A 21109-nucleotide genomic window follows, 5' to 3' on the forward strand; every position below is an offset into this window, starting at 1 on the left:
CGGGTCGGGACGGTACGGAGCCCCGGAGCAGTGCGCGGTCGGCGCGAACTCCGGGGCCGCGAACGGGCGGCCGTGCCCGGGTCAGGCCGGCCGGTGGACGTGGAACCCCCGCCCGCTCTTGCGGCCGAGCAGGCCGGCCTCGACCATCCGGGAGAGCAGCGGCGGCGGCGCGTACAGCGGCTCCTTGTACTCCTCGTACATCGACCGGGCGATCGCCTCGACGGTGTCCAGGCCGATCAGGTCGGCGAGTCGGAGCGGGCCCATGGGGTGGGCGCAGCCGTGGACCATGCCGGCGTCGATGTCCTCGGGGTCGGCGTGGCCGGCCTCGGCCATCCGGATCGCGGATAGCAGGTAGGGCACCAGCAGGGCGTTGACGACGAAGCCGGCCCGGTCCCGGGAGTGGACGACGCGCTTGCCGAGGACGTTCGTCGCGAAGGCCTCCACCCGGCCGACGACGGCGGGGTCGGTGTGCAGCGAGGCGACCAGTTCGACCAGCGGCATCACCGGTGCGGGGTTGAAGAAGTGCAGGCCGAGGACGTGCGAGGCGCGCCCGGTGGCGATGCCGAGGCGGGTGACCGGGATCGCCGAGGTGTTGGTGGCCAGGACGGCGTCCTCGGCGACGAGGACCTTGTCCAGGGTGGTGAGCACCTCGGTCTTGACCCGTTCGTCCTCGACGACGGCCTCGACGACGAGCTGACGGTCGGCCAGCGCCTCCAGGTCGTCGGCGAACAGCAGGTGCGCCCAGGCGTCAATGCGCTGCTGCTCGCCGATCCGGCCGCGGTCCACGGCGCGGTGCAGGGAGCGGTCGATCCGGCTGCGGGCGGCGCGCAGGGCGGCCCGGCCGTTCTCGCAGACGACGGTGTCGAGCCCGGCGCGGGCGAAGACCTCGGCGATGCCGGAGCCCATCTGCCCGGCCCCGACGACGGCCACACGGCGGATGTCGTTCATGCGGTTGCCCCTTCAGAGCGGATGCGGGTCGCCATGGGTCAGGCCACCGGGACGGTCGTGTGCACGAGGTGGCGGGCGTAGGCCTCGGTGGTCAGGAAGGCGGGCAGGTCCGCGCCGAGCGCGGTCTCCTCCAGGATCCGCACCGCGTCGTCCACCAGCACCGGATCGACGCCGTCCGCGAGCAGGGCTGCCCGCTCGCGGTCGATCAGGCGCCGCACCGTGTCCGGAGTGACGAGCGAGCCGCCGGTGAGCCGGGTGCAGTGGTGCTGCCACTGCCAGATCTGACAGCGGGAGATCTCGGCGGTGGCGACGTCCTCCATCAGCCCGAAGACGGCGACGGCGCCGGAGCCGTTCAGCCAGGCGACCAGGTAGCGCAGGGCGACGGCGACGTTGGCGCGCAGGCCCTGCTCGGTCGGCAGGCCGGCGGTCAGACGGTGGACGCCGAGCAGGTCGGCGGCGGTGACCTCGACGTCCTCGCGGGTGCGGTCGAGCTGGTTCGGGTGGTCCCCGAGGACGGCGTCGAAGGCGGTGCGGCAGGTGGCCACCAGGCCGGGGTGGGCAACCCAGGAACCGTCGAAGCCGTCGCCGGCCTCGCGTTCCTTGTCGGCGCGGACCTTGGTCAGCGCGACGGCGTTGGCCTCCGGGTCGCGCTGCGGGATCGCGGCGGCCATGCCGCCGATGGCGTGGGCGCCGCGGCGGTGGCAGGTGCGCACCAGCAGGTCGGTGTAGGCGCGCATGAACGGCTGCGTCATGGTGAGGGTGGCGCGGTCGGGCAGGACGAAGCGCGGGCCGTGCTGGGCGAAGTTCTTGATCAGGCTGAACAGGTAGTCCCAGCGGCCCGCGTTGAGGCCGGCCGCGTGCTCGCGCAGCTCGTAGAGGATCTCGTCCATCTCGAAGGCGGCGGTGATGGTCTCGATGAGGACGGTGGCGCGGATCGTGCCGTGCGGGATGCCCAACTCGGCCTGGGCGAAGGTGAAGACCTCGTTCCAGAGCCGCGCCTCGTGGTGGCTCTCCAGCTTGGGCAGGTAGAAGTAGGCGCCGGATCCGGCCGCGATCTGGGGCCGGCCGCAGTGGAAGAGGTAGAGGCCGAAGTCGACCAGGGCGCCGACGGCCGGGCGGCCGTCGATCAGCAGGTGTTGCTCGTCCAGGTGCCAGCCGCGGGGGCGGACCACGATGGTGGCCGGGTCGTCCCCGACGTAGTAGCGCCTGCCGTCCGGGGTGGTGTCGTCGATCCGGCGGTCGATCGCGTCCAGCAGGTTGAGCTGGCCGGAGACCAGGTTGTGCCAGGTGGGGGAGGTGGCGTCCTCGAAGTCCGCGAGCCACACCTTCGCGCCGGAGTTGAGGGCGTTGACGGTCATCCGGCGCTCGGGCGGGCCGGTGATCTCCACCCGGCGGTCGTGCAGGCCGGGACCGGCGCCGGCCACCCGCCAGGTGCGGTCCTCCCGGACGGCGCGGGTCTCCGGGAGGAAGTCCAGGGTGGCGCCGGCGGCCAACGCGGCGGCACGGCGGCCGCGTTCGGCGAGCAGCTCGGCGCGACGGTCCGCGAACCGGTCGTGCAGGCGGGCGAGGAAGGCGAGTGCCTCGGGGGTGAGGATCTCGTCGAATCGGTCCTCGTGCGCTCCGAGGACCTCGATGCGGCTGGGCTGGCTCATCCGGCTCTCCAGGGGGCGGGCGGAAGGCGCCCTGGGCCTCGTCCCTCAACGAGGCCCAGGGCGGCGGGGTGGACGGCGGCTCGTCCCCAACGAGGCCGCCGGGGTGGCTCAGTGACGGTTCGGGCGTCCGGGGTGGCTCGGTGGCGCTCCGGGTCGCCCGGGGTGGCTCAGTGGAACTGCTCGGCCTCGGTGGAGCCGGTGAGCGCCAGGGTCTCGGCGTTCGGGTTGAGCGCGGTGGACACCTGGTCGAAGTACCCGGTGCCGACCTCGCGCTGGTGCTTCACCGCGGTGTAGCCGTCCGGCACGGCCGCGAACTCGGCCTCCTGCAGGTCGACGTAGGCCGTCATGCCGTGCTCGGCGTAGCCGCGGGCGAGCTGGAACATCGAGTGGTTCAGCGCGTGGAAGCCGGCCAGCGTGATGAACTGGAAGCGGTAGCCCATCGCGCCCAGCTCCCGCTGGAACTTGGCGATCCGGTCGTCGTCCAGGGCGGCCTTCCAGTTGAAGGACGGCGAGCAGTTGTAGGCCAGCATCTTGTCCGGGTACTCGGCCTTGAGCGCCTCGGCGAACTCGCGGGCCTGCGCGAGGTCCGGGGTGCCGGTCTCCACCCAGATCAGGTCCGCGTACGGGGCGAAGGCCAGGCCGCGGGAGATGACCGGCGCCATGCCGGGCTCGACCCGGTAGAAGCCCTCGGCGGTGCGCTCGCCGGTGCAGAAGCGGGCGTCGCGCTCGTCGACGTCGGTGGTCAGCAGGTTGGCGGCGAGCGCGTCGGTGCGGGCGACGATCAGGGTCGGCACGTCGGCGATGTCGGCGGCCAGACGGGCGGCGTTCAGCGTGCGCACGTGCTGGGCGGTCGGCACCAGCACCTTGCCGCCGAGGTGGCCGCACTTCTTCTCGGAGGCGAGCTGGTCCTCGTAGTGGATGCCCGCCGCGCCGGCCGCGATCATGCCCTTGGTGAGCTCGAAGGCGTTCAGCGGGCCGCCGAAGCCGGCCTCGGCGTCGGCGACGATCGGCACCAGCCAGTCCGGGCCGTCGTTGCCCTCGGCGGCGTCGATCCCGTCCGCCCGCAGCAGCGCGTTGTTGATCCTGCGCACCACCTGCGGAACGGAGTTGGCGGGGTAGAGGCTCTGGTCGGGGTAGGTCTGACCGGCCTGGTTGGCGTCGGCCGCGACCTGCCAGCCGGAGAGGTAGATCGCCTGCAGTCCGGCCTTCACCATTTGCACGGCCTGCCCGCCGGTGAGCGCACCGAGGGCGTGGATGTAGTCCTGCTCGTGCAGTTGGGTCCACAGGCGCTCGGCGCCGCGCCGGGCCAGGGTGTGCTCCTCGCGCACCGTGCCGGACAGCCGCACCACGTCGGCCGCCGTGTAGGTGCGCTCGACGCCCGCCCAGCGGGGGTCGGAGGCCCACCGGGCGGCGAGCTCCGCCGCCTGCTGCTCCTGCTGCTGCCGAACCGACTGAGTCATGGATCTGCTCCCCGAGGGTGCTCGTTTGCGAAGGGTGTGACGCACCTCACCGCAAGGGCGAGTGGGCGGCCGGACGGTGCCGGGCTGCGGTGGTGCACCGCGGGACGTGGATGCCCGGACAGCCCACCGGACCGCGACCGACCTGGTGTTTCACTGCTGTCCTGCGCACCTCCCGGCCGCACCACCGACTCTGGCAGCCTGCCGGGCCCGCCGTCACCGGTGGACCGGTGCCAACTTCTGCGAACGATCATCAGCGAATCTGCGAAGGTTGCGACGATCCGACCCCCGCCCCGGCGGCTAGGCTGCCCCCACCGCATCCGCCCGGGGCGCGCACCGTGGAAGGAGCCACATGGGGAAGGCCTTCGCCGGCGCCAGGCTGCGCCGCCTGCGCGAGGAACGCGGCCTCAGCCAGGCCGCCCTCGCCCGGCTGATCGACCTCTCGCCCAGCTACCTCAACCAGCTGGAGCACGACGCCCGCCCGCTCACCGTCCCCGTCCTGCTGCGCCTCACCGAGGCCTTCGGAATCGAGGCCGGCTACTTCGCCCCGCCGGACAGCGCCCGGCTCACCGCCGAACTGCGGGACACGCTCGGCGAGGAGATCACCGCCGGACGCGTCACCGCCGGCGACCTCGACGAGCTGGCCGCCCGACTGCCCGCCGTGGCACGGCTGTTGACGGATCTCGCCCGCGGCCGCCGGGACGCGGCCGAACAGCTCGCCGTCCTCGCCGGGGACCGCGGCGCCGAAGCCGACGCCCGCACCCCGCACGAACAGGTCCGGGAGTTCTTCTACAACCGCCGCAACTACGTCCACGAACTCGACACAGCCGCCGAGGAGTTGGCGAACTCCATCGAGCTGAGGCGCGGCGGGGTCAGGGAGGCGCTGACCGAACGGCTCGCCACCACGCACCGGGTCCGGATCGCCACCGGGGGCGGACAACTGCACCGGTACGACGAGCGGACCCGGACCCTGTACCTGTCGGACCGGCTGCGCCCCGGTCAGCAGGCCTTCCGGATGGCCACCCAGCTCGGCTACCTGGAACACGACTCCCTGCTGTCCGAACTCGCCGTCCAGGACAGTCCGGAGGGCTCCACCGCGTTCTCCCTCACCCGGATCGGGCTGGCCAACTACTTCGCCGCCGCCCTCGTCCTGCCGTACACCGCCTTCCACGCCCAGGCGGAGGCGGCGCGCTACGACATCGAGCACCTCGCCGACCACTTCGGCGTCGGCTACGAGACCGTCTGCCACCGCCTCAGCACCCTCCAGCGCTCAGGCCTGCGCGGCGTGCCGTTCTCGTTCGTCCGCGTCGACCGGGCCGGCAACGTCTCCAAGCGGCAGTCCGCCACGCCCTTCCACTTCTCCCGCACCGGCGGCACCTGCCCGCTGTGGAACGTCTACGACGCCTTCGCCTCACCCGGCCGGGTCCACGTCCAGGTCGCCGCCATGCCCGACGGCCGCCGCTACCTCTGGACCGCCCGCGCCGTCACCCGCTCACCCGGCGGCTGGGGCCGCCCCGGCAAGACCTTCGCCATCGGCCTCGGCTGCGAGATCCGCCACGCCGGACGGCTGGTGTACTCGGCCGGCCTCGCCCTCGGCGACGAGAGCGTCGCCACCCCGATCGGCCTCGGCTGCAAGGTCTGTGAACGTCCCGCCTGCCCCCAGCGCTCCGCCCCGGCCATCGGCCGTCCGCTGGCCGTCGACGAGCGCACCAGCACCTTCGTCCCCTACGCCGCGGTACCCGACCCCCGGAGCTGACGGCCGGAAACGGCGGCTCCGTCCTCGTCCCGGGAACGCCGGAGGCCGGTCGGGGCGACGTGGTGTCGTCTCGACCGGCCTCCGGTGTGGTGACGGTGGGACGGTGCGTGCCTCAGTGTGCGGAGGCGGCGGTCTCCGGGCTGGTCTCCGGCGTTGCGACGGCGGCCGCGGTCGCCGGCTTCGGGTTGAGGAGTCGTTCGGCGAGGTGGCCGAAGAGCAGTCCGAAGGAGGTCCAGAGGGTGAGCTGGATGGCGAGTGCGGCGAGGCGGAACTGCCAGAGGAGGGTGGCCGAGAAGTCCTCGGGGACCTCGTTGATGGCGGGCAGGAAGGCGTAGGCGAGGCCGATGGCCACGGCGAAGCCGAGGACGGCGACGACGGTGGCGTACCAGGTGCCCAGGCGTGGTGCGAGGCGCTTGCCGACGATCACCGCGGCGACCGCCAGCAGCACGCTGAGCGCCATCATCAGGAAGTACAGCGTGGTGCGCTTGCCGATGGTCTCCGGGTCGCCCACCGACGGCGGGTTGGCCGGGTACTTGAGGAACGGCACGACGTAGACCGCGACGAGTGCGACGCCGGACAGCAGGGCTGCGGCGGCGCGCGGGGAGAAGCGGCCGATGCGGCCGAGGGCGAAGCAGTAGGCGAGGGCGGCGATGCCGCCGAGGGCGACGCCGTAGAGGAGGATGCCGGTGGCCAGGCCCGCGGTGGACTGCAGGGAGCGGCTGACGATCTCCATCTCGGGTGCGCCGGGGGCGGCGTGGGCGTCCTCGTAGGCGATGGCTGCGTCCACGCGGGGTTCGCCGAGCAGGTAGGCGACGATGAGGGCGAGCAGGCCGGCGGCGAGGCCGGCGAGCATGCCGCGGACGAGCAGGGATCTGACGTTCACGGAGTTCACTGGTCTGTTTCCCCTGTTTTCCTGGTCAGTGGCAGGGGAAGCCGAGCAGGTGGCGGCCGTCGTGGACCCACTCGTGGACGTCTTCGCCGGAGATGAGGGAGGTGGCGCCCTGCTCGGCGCCGACGAAGTAGATCAGGGTCATCAGCAGGATGCCGAAGAAGACGGCCCAGGGCAGGATGGCCTTGACGGAGATGGGGGTGACCGCCGGGGCGGTGGGGGCTGCGGGGGCGATGGGGTGAGCCATGGCCGACCTCCTCTGGGAACACGCGTCCCGTTTCGGTGGAGCACGGACGGCAGGGCGGGTCTGACTCGCCGGGCCGAGGCGGGGGCCAGGGCTACGGCTTCACAGTGGCGCGACCGTGCCGGAGTCTCACCGGGCTTCCGCGCTCTGCCGTCTTCAGTTGTCGCAGGGACGGTACCGTGTCGCGAACGTCCGGCCAAGGGGCTTGACAGGGGGCTCACGGGCGCGCACCCGGCGCGTCGGACGGCGGGAGCACCGGTACGCACACGCGCGAAGGCCCAGTTCGGGGCAGGGAGGGGGACGGGTGACCGTCCGCGTGATCTTCATCGCACCGTCGATCGGAGCCGAACTGCGGGAGGCGAGATTCGGCGACGACGCCCCGCCGGAGGAGGCGGGCCTGGCCGCCGCCCGCGCGGCAGCCGCTGCGCTGCCCCCGGCGGCCCGTTCCTTCACCTCGCCCTCGGCGCGCTGCCGGCTGACCGCGGAGGCCCTCGGCCTCGCCGCCGAGCCGGCCGCGTCGCTGGCGGACCTGGACGTGGCCGCCTGGCGCGGGCAGCGACTGGAGGACGTCGCGGCCCGGGACCCGCAGGCGGTGTCGCGCTGGCTGACCGACCCGGAGGCGGCCCCGCACGGCGGGGAGTCGGTCACAGCGCTGTGCGCACGGGTGGGCGGCTGGCTGAACGGGCTGGCCGGGGACGGCGGGCGGGTCCTGGCGGTGGCCGAACCCGCGGTCGTCCGGGCCGCGGTGGTACGGGCGCTCGACCTGCCACCGACGGCGTTCTGGCGCCTCGACGTCCGGCCGCTGTCGGCCACCGAGCTGTCCGGCCGCGCTGGCCGCTGGAACCTGCTCTGCGGGACGGCTCTGATGCCGGTGTGACGGTGCCGTCGTGAGGGTGCGGGCAGGGTGCCGTCGGTGAGCGGCAGGACCAGTCGATCGGCTGTGGGCTACAGCGGCAGCTCGACCACCACGGGCCGGTGGTCCGAGACCGGCGTCCTCGGGGCCCGCGCCGGCAGGGACGGGTGCGGCCCGAGCCCGGTGGCGAGCACGTGGTCGAGCTGCACCAGGGGGCGGTGCGACGGGAAGGTGCGGACGCGGGCAAGGCGGCGCCAGCCCGGCCGGGCCGACAGACCGGCGGTCTGCGGCGTCGGAGTCGCGCGCGCCGGGGGAGTCGAGGGCGCCGACGGTGTCCAAGGCGTCGGCGGTGTCGAAGGCGTCGCGCGCTTCGACGGAGCGAGGAACTCGGCCGCGCCGAGGGTGGCCGCGGGGATCGCGCCGGGGATGTTGAAGTCGCCCAGCAGCACGTGCGGCCGGGGCAGGCCGGCGATCCAGCGGTGTACGGCGAGGAGTTGGCGGAGGTTCCACCCCGGGACGAACGACAGGTGCAGCGCCACCGCGGTGAACGGGCCGCGCCGCCCCTCCAGGACGGCGGCCAGTGCCACGCGCGGATGGTCGCGGATCACCCTGAGGCCCGTGCGTCCGGACACCGGCAGGGGCACGGCGACGGGCGGTGCGCCGAACGGCCGGGCCCGCCAGCCCAGGACGGGCAGCCGGGACAGCAGCGCGATGCCGTGCGAGGGGAGCTCGCCGTCCTGCCCGACGCCCTTCGGCCCGTACACCCGCAGCCCCGGTTCGGACCGGTCGGGGGCCCAGGTCCGCCCCGGCCCGGACCGGGCGTGGAACGCCGAGGCGTAGCGCCAGTCTGCGGCGCCGGTCGCCTCGGCGATCGCGCGCGCCTGGTCGACCCGGCCCGACCGCTCCTGGAAGCGGTCGAGTTCCTGCAGCGCCACCACGTCGGCGTCCAGGGAGACGACGGCGTCGACGAGCGGGTGTACGCCGGCGGTGTCGGAGGCCGGCCCAGGCGGGCGGCCGTCGTCCGGGAGCTGCTGCCCGTGCAGGACGTTGAAGGTCGCGAGGCGCACCAGCGCGGAGCCGATCATGGAGGGACGCTACCAACAGCGCCCCGGGGCAGGAGCGTTGGAGGGTCCCGGCGGCCCGCCCGGCGGCGACGGACCTACGACGAAGCTCCCGGCCGTCGGCGGTGGTCACGGCACGGTCGTGACCCGCCGACGGCCGGGAGCTTTCAGCACGCGGTCAGCAGGGGAAGGTGCCGCTGTAGAGGGCGTGTCCGGAGGAGGAGGTCCCGGAGCCGAAGCCGTAGATGCCGTCGTCGCTCCAGACCGCCTCGCGGAAGCCGTTGACGCAGGTGGACGTCGGCGCGATCGCGAAGCCCTCCAGGTTGTCGACCGGCATGACGGCCGGGTTCGTGTAGGTCACGTCCGGGACGATCGTGCCGGCGGCGTTGACCTTCATGAAGGTGTGGGTCTCGCCGCAGGTGTTGTCGCAGGTCGCGACGAGGCGCTGGGTGCCGGCGTCGAAGGTCACGTCCATGACGGAGACCTTGCCGGTGGCGATCGTGCCGAAGGTGGTGAACGTGCCGTCGGAGTTCAGGCCGTACGCGTGCAGGGTGCCGTCCCACTCCAGACCGGCGAAGTACAGGCCCGACCCGTGTAGCGGGTAGTTCGCCGGGTTGTAGGCGGAGCCGGTGAGCGGGTCGACCCAGCCGTTCGCGGTCAGCCAGTTGTCCGGCACGTAGCCGACGCCCTCGAAGCCCAGGTTGGCGTCGTCCTTGCTGCCGGTGTTCAGCTGCGGGAACTGCGAGGTCATGTCCCACTGGTGGACCGGGGTGAGGGTCGAGCCGGTCGCGGCCGGGTCGAACTCCATGATCGTGTCCTTGGGGACGGTGTTGTTGCTGTTGTCGCGCTCGGAGGTCACGTAGAGGTGGCCGTTGGGGCCGACCGTCAGGCCCTCGGAGTCCGGCTGGCCGGAGCCGCCCGCGAAGCGGATCTGCTTTCCGGTCGCGCTCCAGGAGGCGTCCGGGATCCACTTGCCGTTGCTCTTGACCAGCTTGAACAGCCAGTTCTTGTTCTTGGCCGCCCACAGCACGGACGGGTCGGCCGGGTCGAAGGCCAGGCCGCTGACGTCACGGCCCTCGGGGCCGGTGGACGTGGTGAACGCGCAGACGTTGTCGGCGATCGTGACGTCCAGCCCACCCGGCCACGCCAGGGTGCCCGCCGGGGTGGAGCCCGTACCGGAGGGCGCCTCGGGCGTGCAGCCGCTGGTGAGCGCGCCGCCGCCGCCCAGCAGGTGGCCGGTCTGACCGCCACCGCCCCCGCCGCCGGCGCCCGAGCAGGAGTTCGCGCTGCCGAACGTCGCGGTCACGGAGGTCCGGAAGCCGCCGGTGCACCGCTCGTCGGACGGCGAGGCGCCACCGGCCGCCCAGGTCACCGAGTCGACGGTGTTGCCGCTGCCGTCGATCAGGAACAGCGAGTCGTTGCCGCCCAGGCCGATGGTGGAGTTGAACGTGACGTAGCCGCCCGCGGGGATGGTGGTCGCGCTCGGCGAGGAGGACGAGACGGAGACCGGGGAGTGCGTGGTGTCGTTGTCGACGTACTTCCACGACCCGATGCCGACCGCACTCGTGCCGCTGTTGTACAGCTCGACGGTGTCCGCGCCGTCCGCGGTGACCTCGTTGATCCGCACCTTGCTCGCGGCCGGGATCGACGCCGGGCAGCCGCCGGCGTTGGCGGAGCCGAAGGTGGTCGCCGCGGTCGCGGTCACCCACGTCCCGGTGCCGTCGCCGCCGCAGCGGGCGATCGCCGGCTTGGCGTTGTTGGTCGCCCAGTCGACGCGGTCGACCACGGTGCCGTCGGCGGTGTAGATCACCACCTTGTCCGAGTCACCCAGCCCCTTGGGCGAGTTGAAGGTGACGAAGCCGCCGGCCGGGATGGTGGTGGAGGACGGGCTGAACGCCTGCGGCGTGAAGCCGTCGTCGGACATCTTCCAGCCGCTGATGCTCACCGCGGTCGAGCCGCTGTTGAACAGCTCCACGGTGTCGCTGTTGGACGAGGTGACCTCGTTGATCCGAACGTTCTGGTAGCCGGCCGGGTCCGCGGCCGCCGCGGGCTGTGCGGCGACGATCCCGGTGACGACGATTCCTGACAACGTCAAAGCCGCGGCGCACAGGGAGGCGACACCGGCGCGTGAGTGTGAGGTAGGCACGAGGCCGAACTCTGGTGACGCAACGTTGAAACAGCGTGTACGGGGGCTGAATGCCGCCTGCTGACCTCCGGAACGCTCCGGAACGCTTGGGAACGTCCCGGAAGGTTCGGGAACACCCCGGAACACAAGGAACACCCCGGAACACCCGGAACGCCGGGCGCGGGTCGGCGGCTGCGCGTTCCGACCGCCCCTGGCCGCGGGCCGGTCCGGGGGGCCTCCTACCATCGTCTGGCATCCCTCGACGGACGCTGCTGCCTGCTCGGCCGCGTGCCCGCCGTCCGGCATCCACACGACACGACGACCCCACCGCCCGGCGATGGTGTCGTGCACCTTGGAGGAACGTTCATGCAAGCCCGGAAGATCGGCGCGGCCGCCGCGACAGCGGTGGCGCTCCTGGCTGCCCGCGACCTCGTGCAGAAGCGGCACGCGCTGCTCCGGAACTTCCCGGTGGTCGGGCACGCCCGGTACCTGCTGGAGCGGATCGGGCCGGAGCTGCGGCAGTACATCGTGACCTCCAACGAGGAGGAGCGCCCGTTCAGCCGTGACCAGCGCACGTGGATCTACGCGTCGGCGAAGGAGGAGAACAACTACTTCGGGTTCGGCACCGAAGTCGACGTCGAGCACGTCCAGGGCCACGCCTACGTCAAGCAGCGCACGTTCGCCGGCGCCCTGCCCGACGCGCACGACCCGCAGGCCCCGCTGCCCTCGGCCAAGGTGCTCGGCGGGCCGCGCGGGCGCGCCAAGGCGTTCCGGCCGGCCAGCGTGGTGAACATCTCGGCGATGAGCTTCGGATCCCTCTCCGGCGCGGCCGTCACGGCGCTCAACAAGGGCGCGGCGCTGGCGGGCACGATGCACAACACGGGCGAGGGCGGCCTCTCGCCGTACCACCGCAACGGCGGTGACCTCGTCCTCCAGCTCGGGACGTCGTACTTCGGCTGCCGCAACGAGGACGGCAGCTTCAACCTCGACAAGCTCAAGGACGTCGTCGCCGGAGCCCCGGTCAAGGCGATAGAGATCAAGCTCTCCCAGGGTGCCAAGCCCGGGCTGGGCGGGATGCTGCCGGGCGCGAAGGTGACCCCGGAGATCGCCGGGATCCGTGGCATCCCGGTCGGCGAGGACTGCGCCTCCCCGTCGCGGCACAGCGCGTTCGGCGACGTCGACTCGATGCTCGACTTCGTCGAGCTGCTCGCCGCCGAGACCGGCCTGCCGGTCGGGGTGAAGAGCGCGGTGGGCGAGATGGGCTTCTGGCAGGAGCTGGCCACCCTGATGGCGCGCGGCGACCGCGGGGTCGACTTCGTGACGATCGACGGCGGCGAGGGCGGCACCGGCGCGGCCCCGCGGATGTTCGCCGACTCGGTGTCGCTGCCGTTCCGGATGGGCTTCTCCCGGGTCCACGGCACGTTCGCCGAGCTGGGGCTGACCGACGAGCTGACCTTCATCGGCTCCGGCAAGCTCGGTCTGCCCGAGAACGCCGCGGTCGCCTTCGCCCTCGGGGTCGACATGATCAACGTCGCCCGTGAGGCGATGCTGTCGATCGGCTGCATCCAGGCGCAGAAGTGCCACACCGACAAGTGCCCCACCGGCATCGCGACCCAGAACCCGTGGCTGGCCCGCGGCCTCGACCCGGCCTCGAAGGCCACCCGGGCCGCCGTCTACCTGCGCACCCTGCGCAAGGAGCTGATGAAGGTTTCGGCGGCCGTCGGCGTGGCCCACCCGGCACTGATCACGGCGAACGACATCGAGATCATGAACGGCGACTACGAGGCCCGCTCCCTGGCCGGCGTCTACGGCTACAAGGAGGGGTGGGGCGAGCTCGGCCCGCAGCTCGCCGCCGAGATCACGGCCCTCGTCACGGGCGGGCCGGCCTCCCACGGGAAGCCGACCGTCTGACGCGCCGACGGCGCCGATCGGGCAGGCCGGGCCGATCAAGCGGCCCCGGCCGGCCCGACCCGTCGGTGCTCAGCCGCGCAGGACGGCGCTGAGCACCGACGGGCGGAACAGCAGCGACGGCGGCTCCACCAGCGACATCACCTCGTGGAACGCCGCGGTGACCAGGGGGTCGCGGGTGGCGCCGGCCAGCACCTTGTCCAGGAAGCGGTGCTGGAGCTTGAGCAGGGCGCCGGTGGGCGCGCCGGTGGTGGTGTCGAAACGGGCGTCCTCGGCGCAGGACATCACCCACGGGTTCTTGGACGCCGCCGCGACGGCGCGCCGCGCGTCCCGGGCCGCGGCGTGGCCGATGCCGCCGTGCCGCCGCACGGTCCGCCGCAGCTCCCGGGCGCAGAACAGGGCGACGGTGACCCCCTGGCCGTACACCGGGTTGAAGGTGCTCGCGGCGTCGCCGACCGCCACCAGGCCCTCCGGACCGCTGCGTTCGTAGTGCCGCCGCACGCCGGGGCCGGGGAGGAAGCCGCGCACCTCGCCCGCGGGTTCGGCGTCCCGCAGCACTTCGCGGAGCAGCGGGTCGCGCAGTCCGGCGAGGTGCTCGGTGAACCCCTCCTCGCCGGGCCGGGGTTCGGCGCCGCGCATCCCGGCGAGGCTGACGATCCAGCGGTCGCCCTCGACCGGCAGCAGGACGCCCATCCGCGGTGCTTCCGGCGCCTTGGTCTGCAGGTAGATCGCCTGGCCGCCGAGGTCGACCCCGGCCGGGCGGTGGAACAGCCGGGAGGTGTACGCCACGCCCGCGTCCACCCGCTGCTCGGGCACCGGGCGGCAGCCCAGCTCCGTCAGCCACTTCGGCACCGAGGTCGAGCGGCCGGCCGCGTCCACCACCAACTCGGCGGGGAGGTCACGGACTTCGCCGCGCTCCGGGCCCCGCTCGCGGACCTTCACCCCGGTCACCGCCCCGGCCGACCCGAGCAGGCCGACCACGTCGGTGCCCTCCAGGAACTCGATAGAGGAGTCGGCGCGGACCCGCTTCAGGACGAGCTGGTCCAGCACCGGCCGGGTGCAGGAGAGGAAGGCCATCCGCGCCGGGTACTCGGCCATCCACCCGGCGGAACAGAGCCACCTCACCTCCGAGGTGGCCACCCGCAGGGCACCCGCGTCCATCAGCTCCTGCTTGATGCCGGGAAACATCTCCTCCAGGACCCGGTGCCCGGCCTCCAGCACCAGGTGGGCGTGCCGTCCCTGCGGCACCCCGGCCCGGAACGCCGGTTCCGCCGGGTAGTGGTCCCGCTCCACGACGACGATCCGCTCCGCGTGGCCGCGCAGCGCCCAGGCCGCCCCCAATCCGGCCAGTCCGCCGCCGATCACCACCGCAGTGCCCAGCCCGGGGGTCTTATCCGAAGAAGTCATGACACGTAGCGTAGTGGCGCGCCGAGGGCTCCGTGATCGTTTCGGTCGGAGGAGGAACACCGGTGCTCCCGGCCGCTGTTGACGTCGGATCGGGTCGACCGGCACGCCGGCTCCCCGGGGCGGGCCGCCGCGCGGTCGGGAGGGTGCCGGCGGAAGGGGGTGCCGGGAGCAGGCGGGTGCTAAGGAAGCGTCAAGATCGGTGCCCGGCGGTGTCAAGGAGGCGTCAGGACCACCCGTGCACCGGTCGGTGCGGCACTAGCGTCGCGCGGCGGAAGAGCGAACGAAACGCAGAAACGGTTCTGCGCTCGGGGTCTTCGGCGCGCCCGAACCCCCGGCCGACCGTGCCACGGGGGAAAGGGACGTGCGGTCATGACGACCTCCACGGAGCACAGGGCGACCACCTCGAACGAGGCTGACCCGCCGGAGACGGCGGAACCCGCCCCACCGGGTGCCCTGGCCCGCCTCGGCCGCCGTGCGCGGACGGTCGGCAGTCGGGACCACTGGACCACCCCGCGCCTGGTGCGCGGCCTCACCGCGCTGAGCCTCGCCGCCCTGCTCGGCCTCGGCGCCACCGCCACCGCCGTACTCGGCGGCGCCCGCGACGGCACCGACACCATCGGCCACCGGGACGCCCCGCAGGCCACCCGCGCCGCCGACCTCTACTTCGCGCTCAGCGACATGGACGCCCAGGCCGCCAACCTGCTGCTGGTCGGCGCCGACCCCGAGTACACGACCCTGCGCAAGCAGACCCTGGACACCTACGAGCAGCGCCGCGCCCAGGCCGACGATGACCTGCAGCAGGCCGCCCAGGCCGCGGCCGACGACCCGGCCGGGCAGCGCGCCGTCCGGCTCGTCCTGGACCGGCTCGGCAGCTACGAGGCGCTGGTCGCCCGGGCGCAGCTGCTGGAGGAGCAGGCGAACTCGCCCGCCGGGCAGCCCTCGCAGGCCGCGCTGGAGACCTACCGGCAGGCCACCGACCTGCTGCGCGGCCGACTCCTGCCCGCCGCCGACCAGGTCACCGTCACCAGCGACGCCTCCGTCGAGCGCGTCTACCTTCAGCAGCGCGACGCCCTGGGCAGCGGCCGGTGGTGGCTGCTCGCCGTCGGCCTGCTCGCCCTCGCGGCGCTGCTCGGCCTCCAGCGCGCCCTCGCCGTGCGCTACCGCCGGGTGGTCAACCCGGCGCTGGCCGCGGTGACCCTGCTGACCGGCGTGGTGCTGGTGACCGGGCTGAACCTGGTGGGCCGCGCCGAGGACCACCTGGTGACCGCCAAGAGCAACGCCTACGACTCGGTGATCGCCCTCAGCCGGGCCCGCGCCGTCGCGTTCGACATGAACGCCGACGAGAGCCGCTACCTGATCGACCCGACCCGCGCCGTCGTGTACGAGCAGGCCTTCCTGGAGCAGACCCAGGCGATCGCCCGGATCGACGGGGCCACCCTCGCGGACTACAACGCCCGGCTGGCCGACGCGGCCGGCCGGCACCGCGCCGACCGTACGGCGGTCCCCTTCGGCGGGTACCTCGGCAGCGAGCTGCACAACGTCACCTTCCCGGGCGAGCAGGACGCCGCCGAGCGCGTGCTGGACACCTTCCAGCAGTACCAGCTGACCGACCGCAGGATCCGCGAGCTGAGCACCGCCGGGAGGCTCAAGGAGGCGGTCACGCTCAACACCGGGCTCTCGAAGGGGCAGTCCAATTACGACTTCGAGCAGTTGGGCGCCGCGATCGGGGACACCATCGCGATCAACGCCACCGCGATGGACCGGGCGGTCGCCGAGACCGACGGGGACCTGGACGGCACCACGGCGGCCCTGGCAGCCGGTGTGCTGGCGGTGGCGCTGGGCCTCGCCGCGGTCGGGGTGCGGCCCCGGCTGCGCGAGTACCGGTAGCCGGGCGCCCCGAGGCGCCGCTGAGTCCCTGGCCGGGGCGTTCGTACGCGGCGTCCGGGGTCGGTTCACGCCCGGCGCCGGTCCGCGTCCCGGCGCTCACCCGGGTGCCGGATTGACAAACGCCCTTGCCGTAGCGGCACATGGCAGGCATGGCCGACGAAGAGTTCGAGAACGTCCTCACCACGGTGGGTCCCCGGTTGCGGGCCCTGCGGCGGGAGCGCGGCACCACGCTCGCCAAACTGGCCGCCGCGACCGGCATCTCGCTCAGCACGCTGTCCCGGCTGGAGTCCGGGCAGCGCAAGCCGACGCTGGAGCTGCTGCTGCCGCTGGCCCGGGAGTACCGGGTGCCGCTGGACGAGCTGGTCGGCGCCCCGGCCACCGGTGACCCGCGGATCCACCCGCGCCCGGTGACCAGGAACGGCCAGACGATCATCCCGCTCACCCGCCACCTGGGCGGGATGCACGCGTTCAAGCACATCGTGCCGCCGGGCCGCAACACCGAGCCGGAGCCGGAGCTGAAGGTGCACGAGGGCTACGAGTGGCTGTACGTGCTGTCCGGCCGGCTGCGGCTGGTGCTCGGTTCGCGCGACCTGGTGCTGACGGCCGGTGAGGCCGCGGAGTTCGACACCCGCACCCCGCACGCCTTCGGCAACGCGGGCCCGCAGCCGGTGGAGTTCCTGAGCCTGTTCGGCCCGCAGGGTGAGCGCATGCACGTCAGGGCGCGCCCGGGAACCTCTGTTCGGTAGGTTCGTTCCTGACAGGGGGTCTTCGTTGCGACTCCCGTCGGGCCGTCGGGAGGGGCCGAGGAAATGAGTGTGCAGCAGAGCGCGGAGTCCGGCGAGAGCGGTGGAGCCGGGGAACGCGGCGGGGCCGGGGACGGCCGGGCGGGCGTGGGCACGTCCGCGGGCACGTCCTCGGGCACGGGCACAGGGGTGGGTACGGCGGCCGCGGTTGCAGCCGCAGGGGCGGGCGGGGACTCGGGCGGAGGCGCGGGGGAGGACCCGGACGAGGGGGCGAAGCGCCCGCGCAAGAAGCGCCCGTTCTGGCAGGAGCTGCCGATCCTGCTGGTGATCGCCCTGCTGCTCTCGCTCGGCATCAAGACCTTCTTCGTGCAGGCCTTCTCGATCCCCTCCGGGTCGATGGAGCAGACCCTGGCGATCGGTGACCGGGTGCTGGTGGACAAGCTGACCCCGTGGTTCGGCGCGGAGCCGGAGCGCGGGGAGGTGGTGGTCTTCCGTGACCCGGGTGGCTGGCTGGAGGGCACGACGACCACCGACGACTCCGTGATGGGCTCCGTCCGGAAGGCGCTGAGCACCGTCGGCCTGATGCCCTCGGCGGACGAGAAGGACCTGATCAAGCGGGTGATCGCGGTCGGCGGGGACACGGTCCAGTGCGACGCGGGTGCCCCGCTGAAGGTGAACGGCGTCGCGCTGGACGAGCCGTACCTGTTCCCCGGCTCGACACCCTGCGACAACGACCCGGTGGGCACCATCACCGTGCCGAAGGGCAAGCTCTGGGTCATGGGCGATCACCGCAACAACTCGCGGGACTCCCGCTGGCACCACAACGTGACCGGGGACGGCTTCGTGCCGGTGGACAACGTGGTCGGCCGGGCGTTCGTTGTGGCGTGGCCGCTGTCGGACTGGTCCACCCTGCCCGTGCCGGACACCTTCGACAAGGTCCCGGCGGGGGCGGCCGGTGCCCCGTTCGAGGCGCCGCCGGCCTCGGAGGCGCTCGCGCTGGCCGGGGTCGTTCCGGTGGCGCTGTGGGGAGTCCGTCGTCGGAGGTCGGTGCGGAAGGACCGCTGAGCCGGTCCTGCTCGGCTTCGGGGAATCCCTCCCGCCGTTCTCTACACGCCTGTAGAGTTCAGGGGGTGTACTGCACCCCCGGCCGCGGCGGCCGCCCCGCACCGGGTGGCCTCCGCGGCCGAGGCCGGGTCGGGAGGCGGAGCCGTGATGGAGAGTCAGTGCGGTCCCCGGGAGACCGGGGACCCGGCGGACCCCGCGAACGGGGACGTCCGCGACGAGCGTGACGAGCGCGGGGTCGGGGTCGACGGGGCGAACCCGGTGGACCCGGGCGAGCACACCGTGCAGTGGGTCTACCAACCGGTCGAGGTGGACCTCGGCGAGGGCGCCTGGGCGCTCGGCCGGATCAGCGGCTGGTGGCAGGACGCGACCGGCCGGCGCTGGTGCCGGCTGCGGGTCGGCCGCAGCGGACAGCCCGCGTACTGGGAGCGGTTCGACCCGGCACGAGTGGTGCTGCTGCCGGTATCGGGGCTCTGATCAGCGCAGACGCCTTGGCGGAACCGTTCACCGAGCCCTATCGTCCCTGGGAGCGACCGCCGACATCCCACTTTCAGCGACCGGGGACGACGTGACTTCGGAGATCTACTTCAGCAGCAACTACCGCGACCTGTGCGAGCAGCACGGCACCGGTGCGGGCTTCCAGTTCGAGTTCTACTGCTACCGCTGCTCGGACACCTGGCGCTCGCCGTTCGAGGCGTTCCGGACCGGCCAGATGGCCGGCTGGATAGGCAAGGGCGTCAGCGCGGCCTGGAACCTCATCGGCGGCAACGCCAACACCATCAGCAATGCCGCCGACGGTCTGGCCGGCCAGACCTGGGGCACCACCCGGGACGCCGCCTTCCAGCGCGCGATCGCCAACGCCCAGACGCACTTCAACCGTTGCGCCCGCTGCACGCACTACGTCTGCGGCCGCTGCTTCAACCCGGCGCAGGGCCTGTGCTTCAGCTGCGCCCCGGACACCGCGGCCGAGGCGATGGCGGCGCAGCACCGCGGTCTCAACGACATGGTCTCCGAGCGCGCCTACCAGGTCGGACAGCAGACGGGTACCGGGTACGACGTCAACGCGCCGCGCCAGCTGGTCTGTCCGCAGTGCCACGCCGAGACGCACGGCACGCCGTTCTGTCCGGGCTGCGGCTTCCGGTTGGCGCAGGCCGTCCAGTGCACGAGCTGCCACCAGGACGTGCCGGACGGCGCCGCGTTCTGCCCGTCCTGCGGGACGAGACGCTAGACGCGACTCCTGGCGCGGCCGACGGGGCGCCCTCGGGACGGCGGTCCGAGGGCGCCCCGTCGCCGTCCGCCCGCCCTTCCGCCGTGTGCGTGCCCGGTCGCCCCGGCACCGGCCGCGCGCCCCGGGAGCGCACCCGGCGGCGGCGCGCCGCTCAACCGTACGAGACGTTGGCGCAGGGGTCGTCGTCCGCCGAGCGGGCGGTGCCGCTGACGCTGGTGGGCAGCGGTGCCGGAGAGGCGCCCGCGCCGGGGGCCGGGTTGGCGACGGTCGCCGGGTCGGCGGAGGCGAAGTCGTGGCCGAGGACGACGCTGAGGCCCCGGCCGCCGGGCTGGACGGTCGCGCCCGGGAACAGCTTGGCGACCGCCTCGGCGGAGCCGCGCTCGCCCGCACCGTACTCGACGACCGTGGTGCCGCGGGGCTTCCCGGCGGCGTTGCCGACGGTGGTGACGGTGTAGCCGGCGCCCTTCACCGCCTCCGCGGCCTTGCCGCCGAGGCCGGTCTCGCCGGTGCCGTTGAGCACGGAGACCTTGACCCCGGCGGCCTTCGGGTCCGGGGCGGTGGTCGGCGTGGGGGCGGCCTCGGTGGCGGGGGTGGTGGGGGCTGCGGAGCCGGGGCCGCCCGGGGCGCTGGCGTCCTGGCCGTCGATGGTGCGGTCGGCCTTGAGCGCCGCCCAGAGCTGGTCCACGTCGGGGTGGACCAGGGCGACCCGCGGGCCCTCGTAGCGCCACGGCGTGGTCAGGAACTTGACGTCGTGCAGGTCGATGTCCTTGAGGGAGGTGGCGAAGTCGAGCAGTTTGGCGGCCGAGCCGAGGCCGGGGTCGACGGTCAGCGACTTGGTGGCCGCGTCGGCGAGCGGCAGCAGGGTGGTCGGGTCCATCCCGCGGGACTTGACCTGCTTGATGAGGGAGGAGAGGAAGGCCTGCTGGCGCTTGGTGCGGCCGATGTCGGAGCCGTCGCCGATGCCGTGCCGGACCCGGACGTAGTCGAGCGCGGACTGCCCCTCGACCTTCTGCTTGCCCTTGGCGAAGACCAGTTTGCCCTTGTGTCCCAGGTTGGGGTTGAGGTCCCCCTCGTGGACGTCGTTCGGCAGGCAGACCTCGACCCCGCCGACCGCCTTGGTCATCGAGGCGAAGCCGTTGAAGTCCACCACGATGGTGTGGTCGACGCGCAGGTTGGTCAGTTTCTCGACCGCGTTCTGGGTGCAGGCGGGGTTGCCCTGGTCGGTGTCGCCCACCGAGAAGGCGCTGTTGAACATGACGTTGGTCTGCTCCTTGGTCCACTTGCCGCCGGGCAGCTTGCAGGGCGGGATGGTGACCAGGGAGTCGCGGGGGATGGAGATGCCGACGGCGTGCTTGTGGTCGGCGTAGACGTGCAGCAGGATCGCGGTGTCCGAGCGGGCGCCGCCGTCCCCGCCGCCGCCGAGGTCGCTGTTGCCGTTGCCGCGGCTGTCCGAACCGATCAGCAGGACGTTCACCGGGGTGCGGCCCTGGGCGTCCGGCGCTGCGGCATCCGGGCGGTCCTTGCTGACGGCGTCGCCGTCGAAGGTGGAGATGTTGCTGTTCAGGCGGTAGTAGAGGCCGCCGCCGGCGAGCACCAGGAGCGCGGTGCCTCCGGCGGTCGCCCAGAGCACCTTCTGTTTGGTGCTGCGCTTCGGCTTTTTCTTGGCGCGGCTCGCCGAACGGCCTTCGGCTATGCCCTCGGTGTCCTTTTCGCCCGTTTCCGGGGCGGTCGTTCGGCCCGCCGCCCGGCGTCCGCCCGCCCGGTGCGGCGAATTTCCGGCGTCGGGGGAACCCTTGCGGCCAGACACGTCGTCATCCTCCACAGTTGCCACGGAGCCCCCGTCGGAGCGGTGGGCTTGCGCGGCCCGGGGCCGGAGCCGATCCGGGCGA

17 protein-coding genes and 1 riboswitch are annotated in these 21109 nt (G+C 73.1%); of the genes, 8 read left to right on the plus strand and 9 right to left on the minus strand.

Annotated elements, in window-relative coordinates:
- Positions 1 to 81 precede the first annotated feature (81 nt).
- The 3 genes from ACIGG8_RS08605 to aceA form a co-directional block, all read right to left on the minus strand.
- Positions 82 to 948, minus strand: a complete 867-nt coding sequence (locus ACIGG8_RS08605) for a 3-hydroxybutyryl-CoA dehydrogenase (RefSeq protein WP_396546476.1) — start codon at positions 946 to 948, stop codon at positions 82 to 84.
- A gap of 38 nt (positions 949 to 986) precedes the next feature.
- Positions 987 to 2600, minus strand: coding sequence for a malate synthase A (gene aceB / locus ACIGG8_RS08610; protein WP_350522660.1), 1614 nt, complete (start codon positions 2598 to 2600; stop codon positions 987 to 989).
- 167 nt (positions 2601 to 2767) lie between these two features.
- Positions 2768 to 4060 carry an isocitrate lyase gene (aceA, locus tag ACIGG8_RS08615; RefSeq protein WP_396546477.1) on the minus strand — a complete coding sequence of 431 codons (1293 nt, stop codon included), beginning with the start codon at positions 4058 to 4060 and terminating at the stop codon, positions 2768 to 2770.
- A 349-nt stretch (positions 4061 to 4409) separates the two neighbouring features.
- On the opposite strand from aceA, the gene ACIGG8_RS08620 reads away from it, so the two are divergent.
- Positions 4410 to 5813, plus strand: a complete 1404-nt coding sequence (locus ACIGG8_RS08620; RefSeq protein WP_396546478.1) for a short-chain fatty acyl-CoA regulator family protein — start codon at positions 4410 to 4412, stop codon at positions 5811 to 5813.
- A 112-nt stretch (positions 5814 to 5925) separates the two neighbouring features.
- On the opposite strand, the gene ACIGG8_RS08625 is transcribed toward ACIGG8_RS08620, so the two are convergent.
- Positions 5926 to 6705, minus strand: coding sequence for a CbtA family protein (locus tag ACIGG8_RS08625; RefSeq protein ID WP_396546479.1), 780 nt, complete (start codon positions 6703 to 6705; stop codon positions 5926 to 5928).
- A 25-nt stretch (positions 6706 to 6730) separates the two neighbouring features.
- On the minus strand, positions 6731 to 6949 hold the full coding sequence (locus ACIGG8_RS08630) for a CbtB-domain containing protein (protein WP_396546480.1): 219 nt from the start codon (positions 6947 to 6949) through the stop codon (positions 6731 to 6733).
- A 35-nt stretch (positions 6950 to 6984) separates the two neighbouring features.
- Positions 6985 to 7143, minus strand: a riboswitch (cobalamin riboswitch).
- Between the two features lie 107 nt (positions 7144 to 7250).
- Here ACIGG8_RS08630 and ACIGG8_RS08635 point away from each other — a divergent pair.
- Positions 7251 to 7823: a histidine phosphatase family protein gene (locus ACIGG8_RS08635; RefSeq protein WP_396546481.1), complete on the plus strand. Its 573-nt coding sequence runs from the start codon at positions 7251 to 7253 to the stop codon at positions 7821 to 7823.
- A 68-nt stretch (positions 7824 to 7891) separates the two neighbouring features.
- Here the strand turns inward: ACIGG8_RS08635 and ACIGG8_RS08640 are convergent, their stop codons facing one another.
- Entirely contained in the window at positions 7892 to 8884 is a 993-nt protein-coding gene (locus ACIGG8_RS08640; RefSeq protein WP_396546482.1) for an endonuclease/exonuclease/phosphatase family protein, read from the minus strand.
- A gap of 154 nt (positions 8885 to 9038) precedes the next feature.
- Positions 9039 to 10949 carry a lamin tail domain-containing protein gene (locus tag ACIGG8_RS08645; RefSeq protein ID WP_396546483.1) on the minus strand — a complete coding sequence of 637 codons (1911 nt, stop codon included), beginning with the start codon at positions 10947 to 10949 and terminating at the stop codon, positions 9039 to 9041.
- A gap of 402 nt (positions 10950 to 11351) precedes the next feature.
- Between ACIGG8_RS08645 and ACIGG8_RS08650 the strand changes: the two genes are divergently transcribed.
- Complete coding sequence (locus ACIGG8_RS08650) at positions 11352 to 12896, plus strand: FMN-binding glutamate synthase family protein (protein ID WP_396546484.1); 1545 nt, start codon at positions 11352 to 11354, stop codon at positions 12894 to 12896.
- A gap of 69 nt (positions 12897 to 12965) precedes the next feature.
- Here the strand turns inward: ACIGG8_RS08650 and ACIGG8_RS08655 are convergent, their stop codons facing one another.
- Positions 12966 to 14300, minus strand: coding sequence for an FAD-dependent monooxygenase (locus ACIGG8_RS08655; protein WP_396546485.1), 1335 nt, complete (start codon positions 14298 to 14300; stop codon positions 12966 to 12968).
- Between the two features lie 369 nt (positions 14301 to 14669).
- Here ACIGG8_RS08655 and ACIGG8_RS08660 point away from each other — a divergent pair, with 369 nt between their 5' ends.
- The 5 genes from ACIGG8_RS08660 to ACIGG8_RS08680 all read left to right on the plus strand — a co-directional run bounded on the left by ACIGG8_RS08660 (position 14670) and on the right by ACIGG8_RS08680 (position 19220).
- Positions 14670 to 16187, plus strand: a complete 1518-nt coding sequence (locus tag ACIGG8_RS08660) for a hypothetical protein (protein WP_396546486.1) — start codon at positions 14670 to 14672, stop codon at positions 16185 to 16187.
- A 149-nt stretch (positions 16188 to 16336) separates the two neighbouring features.
- Positions 16337 to 16933 (plus strand): XRE family transcriptional regulator, encoded by a 597-nt coding sequence (locus ACIGG8_RS08665; protein ID WP_350522648.1) that lies wholly within the window; start codon positions 16337 to 16339, stop codon positions 16931 to 16933.
- Positions 16934 to 16996: 63 nt separating this feature from the next.
- On the plus strand, positions 16997 to 17995 hold the full coding sequence (gene lepB / locus ACIGG8_RS08670; RefSeq protein ID WP_396546487.1) for a signal peptidase I: 999 nt from the start codon (positions 16997 to 16999) through the stop codon (positions 17993 to 17995).
- A 144-nt stretch (positions 17996 to 18139) separates the two neighbouring features.
- Positions 18140 to 18469 (plus strand): hypothetical protein, encoded by a 330-nt coding sequence (locus ACIGG8_RS08675; RefSeq protein ID WP_396546488.1) that lies wholly within the window; start codon positions 18140 to 18142, stop codon positions 18467 to 18469.
- A 91-nt stretch (positions 18470 to 18560) separates the two neighbouring features.
- Positions 18561 to 19220 (plus strand): zinc ribbon domain-containing protein, encoded by a 660-nt coding sequence (locus tag ACIGG8_RS08680; RefSeq protein ID WP_350522645.1) that lies wholly within the window; start codon positions 18561 to 18563, stop codon positions 19218 to 19220.
- A gap of 151 nt (positions 19221 to 19371) precedes the next feature.
- Here the strand turns inward: ACIGG8_RS08680 and ACIGG8_RS08685 are convergent, their stop codons facing one another.
- Positions 19372 to 20850, minus strand: a complete 1479-nt coding sequence (locus ACIGG8_RS08685) for an LCP family protein (RefSeq protein WP_396546489.1) — start codon at positions 20848 to 20850, stop codon at positions 19372 to 19374.
- Positions 20851 to 21109 lie beyond the last annotated feature (259 nt).

The organism is Kitasatospora sp. NPDC085464, assembly GCF_044541955.1.
Classification (GTDB): Bacteria; Actinomycetota; Actinomycetes; order Streptomycetales; family Streptomycetaceae; genus Kitasatospora.

Coding starts and splice junctions, on each gene's coding strand:
- ACIGG8_RS08605 (WP_396546476.1), bottom strand. CDS start 948: ATGAACGACATCCGCCGTGTGGCCGTCGTCGGGGCCGGGCAGATGGGC.
- aceB (WP_350522660.1), bottom strand. CDS start 2,600: ATGAGCCAGCCCAGCCGCATCGAGGTCCTCGGAGCGCACGAGGACCGA.
- aceA (WP_396546477.1), bottom strand. CDS start 4,060: ATGACTCAGTCGGTTCGGCAGCAGCAGGAGCAGCAGGCGGCGGAGCTC.
- ACIGG8_RS08620 (WP_396546478.1), top strand. CDS start 4,410: ATGGGGAAGGCCTTCGCCGGCGCCAGGCTGCGCCGCCTGCGCGAGGAA.
- ACIGG8_RS08630 (WP_396546480.1), bottom strand. CDS start 6,949: ATGGCTCACCCCATCGCCCCCGCAGCCCCCACCGCCCCGGCGGTCACC.
- ACIGG8_RS08640 (WP_396546482.1), bottom strand. CDS start 8,884: ATGATCGGCTCCGCGCTGGTGCGCCTCGCGACCTTCAACGTCCTGCAC.
- ACIGG8_RS08650 (WP_396546484.1), top strand. CDS start 11,352: ATGCAAGCCCGGAAGATCGGCGCGGCCGCCGCGACAGCGGTGGCGCTC.
- ACIGG8_RS08655 (WP_396546485.1), bottom strand. CDS start 14,300: ATGACTTCTTCGGATAAGACCCCCGGGCTGGGCACTGCGGTGGTGATC.
- ACIGG8_RS08660 (WP_396546486.1), top strand. CDS start 14,670: ATGACGACCTCCACGGAGCACAGGGCGACCACCTCGAACGAGGCTGAC.
- ACIGG8_RS08665 (WP_350522648.1), top strand. CDS start 16,337: ATGGCCGACGAAGAGTTCGAGAACGTCCTCACCACGGTGGGTCCCCGG.
- lepB (WP_396546487.1), top strand. CDS start 16,997: ATGAGTGTGCAGCAGAGCGCGGAGTCCGGCGAGAGCGGTGGAGCCGGG.